Origin of the sequence: Rhizobium subbaraonis (genome assembly GCF_900220975.1) — a bacterium.
Taxonomy (GTDB): Bacteria; Pseudomonadota; Alphaproteobacteria; order Rhizobiales; family Rhizobiaceae; genus Mycoplana; species Mycoplana subbaraonis.
Map to the genome: position 1 here is coordinate 1 of NZ_OBQD01000070.1, position 2951 is coordinate 2951.

The following is a 2951-nucleotide window of genomic DNA, read 5'->3' on the forward strand; positions in this document are numbered from 1 at the left end:
AGCTCTTCAATGTCCCTGCTCTTGTCCACCCAGATCGCAACGCCGCCGACGCACATGCCGATAAGCGTGATGATCTGGATGATCGTATTCAGGTTCCATTCGAGCTTTGGGGCGCGTCTCGGTAGTTCCATAGCATCCGCCTCTGCCATTTAGTCCCCTGCCATGCCATGCGTTTCGTGCGGGATGCGAGACCGGGCGAACCCGGTCAGGCCTTGTTTGCGGGCGCCAGGTACGTCAGCATGGCCGGCAGAAGCGTCGTGATGGCGTAGAGCGCGAGATACCCGTACCAGGGCGTGCCCTCGGGCATGAACGGCAGGCCAATGGTGCCGGTAGCTGCGCCGCCGGCTGCGGCTGCAATGGCTTTCGAAATCTTCTGCATGTCATGCTCCTTTCTTGTGGCGTGCGTAGGCAGTGGCCAGCTTCGTGTCGTACTTGTTCTTTGCGTATGCGGGGCCGTTGTAGCGGGAGGCAAAGCCGGCCCAGTCGCCACGCTGGAGGGCGGCGAACATCGCGGGGTTGGCCTTGATGAAGCGGATCATGCCTTCAAGCTGGTTCGCCTCGCCCTTGGCGAAGTCCTTGACCATCGCCACTGCGCTATCGAAGCCGCAGGCTTTGTGGTTGAACCCCATGATCTGGCCGATCCCCCACGACGTGGAGAGGGCCGCAATCTCGGCGCCGGCAATCTGGGTGCATCGATCGATCCGGGCGAACGACGTCGAGGGGTAGGCCCCAGCCTTCCAAGTGGCATAGGCCAGACCCTGGGCGGCGAGCGCGTCCCTCACCTTGCCGCTCGTCATCTTCCAGGCGATATGCGGCTCATAGAGGGACTTCACCGCTCCCGACGCGTAGAAGCCGGATCCTGCCGCCTCCACCTCGTTGACGGCGCGGATCTTCGCCTCTTCAATGCCGTGGGCCGCGGCTAGGCGGGCGACGTCTGCATCGGACAGCTTGGCGCCGGTCCCCATGTAGAAGGGCGTGGAAGTGGCCGGGGCGTCCTTCGCCTTCAACCGCTCCCACGTTTTCGGGCCGGCGATGCCATCTGCTGTCAGCCCTTCGGCGATCTGGAACAGGCGCACGGCAGCCTTGGTCTTTGCGCCGTCGATACCGTCTGCCGGCCCCGGATTGTAGCCGAGCGCGGTCAACCGCCGCTGGAGGTCCAGCACGTTGTTGGTCATAGCGATGTCCTTGATTGGGGAGGTCAGGCCGGCCAGGCGATGGCGGGCAGTATTTGTTAGGGATGATCGCAGTCGCCTTCGTATAGGCTGCTGTAGTCAAAATTTAAGGCTGTGAAGCGCCCTGTCGCTTTAGTATGTTCCTGCTTTCGCGTAGTGACAGCAGGAATTTTGCGATGCACACCATGCCCGACTCGATGTATGTCGACGGCATCACCAACGAGCTTAGTGATATCGAAATCCAGGGAAGAATCACCACCGCTGCGCTTAATGCCCCAGCCGGCTTGGTGGTGCAGACTCTGGGTCTCAAACGAATTGTTGATTTAGCCGTTCAGACGTTTGAGGCGTTGGGCGTCCATCATCACGTCTCTGATGACGGCTGTCGCATCTCAGCCGCACCCGTCCGGCAAAACCCGGAACAAATGTTACGACATCGCATTGGAGATGGCGCAAGAATCTTAACTTCCGAAGGCAAGCTACTGGACGGCGTCGGAGCCGCCATCGCCGACGAAATCGGGTACTCAATGATAAGACTCAATCACTGCGAGCCAAAGGTGATGGGTTTCGGTAAGTTTTTTACCAAAGAAGCCGTCATGACTAGCTTTAGAATGCAATGGGGGGTCAAACAACTTCCGAGAGAAGATATCGAGAACGTTGCTGCGTTCATGATTGAAGCCAGTCGAAATGCCGACGCTCTAGGAATCCCAGACAGGTTTAGTGGGTCTCTCCCTCAACTTGCGCTGCTAGAGCACGCAGCATTTACGGTCGGTCATCACCATGAGATTCTCACGGCTGACAAACTTTACATATCGATAAGATCTGGGGTTAAGCTTGCTGTGTCCGAGCGGTTCTTCAGTCTTATGCGGTCGGCAAGGAATGTTGTTGTTATATCCGGTCGCGAGGTGGAGGGAAGACTTCAGGCAAAGCTCGGCGCTGGCGTGAAACTTACTTCGATCGGCCTGGAGCCCGAGTGGAGAAAGTCAGAAAAGACATCAGTAGGGACGCAATACCCCGACGCATTCAAAAGGATCATGCGGCAGATGGCGGACCGCGTTGGACCAGGATCGTTGGTCTTGGTTGGCGCCGGCCTCCTCGGCAAGATATTTTGCGGTGAAGCAAAACGTCTTGGCGGCGTCGGTATCGACTTGGGCTCGGTGATAGATGCATGGTGCGGACTGAAGACCAGAGGTGGCGGCTTCCCCGTTGGCTCTGAGTTGCCGCCTCCCGGCGGCTCATAGCCGCTGCCCATCAGCGCCACCGTCCTTCCGCAAATAGGTCAAGCCGGAACGTCGCCGCAGTGGATCCTCCGTTGTAGATTCCCCAGAGAGCGGAGCTTGATGAGTCGGAGACTGCGCTGGCGCTGAAGTGTTGCGCAGCTGTGCGGACGCCAGCTGCAGACGTATTGTTTCGGCAATTGGTCCCAACCAGATAATTGTCATCCACGAACGAAACCGGCAGTGTCCAAGCGCCATCTGCAGCAGTGGTGGCGCCTAGGGAGGCATTGTGGACCGCAGTCTTCCAGCAACGCTGCGTGCCATCGGCAAAGCGAACATACTCGCCATTGTCGTTCGATCCACGCTCGATGATCCTGCTGTATAGGTACGCACCGGCTGGGTCGTCCGTTATGTTGCCGTTGTGAATAGGGAGAGCGCCGCCAGGCACTCGAATATTCTCGGTGGCGTTGCCTAGGCAGATGTTACCGGAGACAATATTTCTGTTGTTTTGGGCCGCCCCATCGAATCCGTACGTCCCGTTGTTCATCAGGCGGTTTCCGGTGAA

3 protein-coding genes and 1 pseudogene are annotated in these 2951 nt (G+C 58.5%); 1 reads left to right on the forward strand and 3 read right to left on the reverse strand.

The window, feature by feature from the left end; genetic code table 11:
* Positions 1 to 205: 205 nt before the first annotated feature.
* Both CRO48_RS32620 and CRO48_RS31415 read right to left on the reverse strand, forming a co-directional pair.
* Positions 206 to 379: a hypothetical protein gene (locus CRO48_RS32620; protein ID WP_176526970.1), complete on the reverse strand. Its 174-nt coding sequence runs from the start codon at positions 377 to 379 to the stop codon at positions 206 to 208.
* Position 380: 1 nt separating this feature from the next.
* On the reverse strand, positions 381 to 1175 hold the full coding sequence (locus CRO48_RS31415) for an N-acetylmuramidase domain-containing protein (protein WP_097143545.1): 795 nt from the start codon (positions 1173 to 1175) through the stop codon (positions 381 to 383).
* A gap of 173 nt (positions 1176 to 1348) precedes the next feature.
* On the opposite strand from CRO48_RS31415, the gene CRO48_RS31420 reads away from it, so the two are divergent.
* Complete coding sequence (locus CRO48_RS31420) at positions 1349 to 2410, forward strand: GT-D fold domain-containing protein (RefSeq protein WP_141402170.1); 1062 nt, start codon at positions 1349 to 1351, stop codon at positions 2408 to 2410.
* A gap of 10 nt (positions 2411 to 2420) precedes the next feature.
* Here the strand turns inward: CRO48_RS31420 and CRO48_RS32625 are convergent.
* Positions 2421 to 2951, reverse strand: a pseudogene (locus tag CRO48_RS32625) (hypothetical protein); the annotation flags it as partial.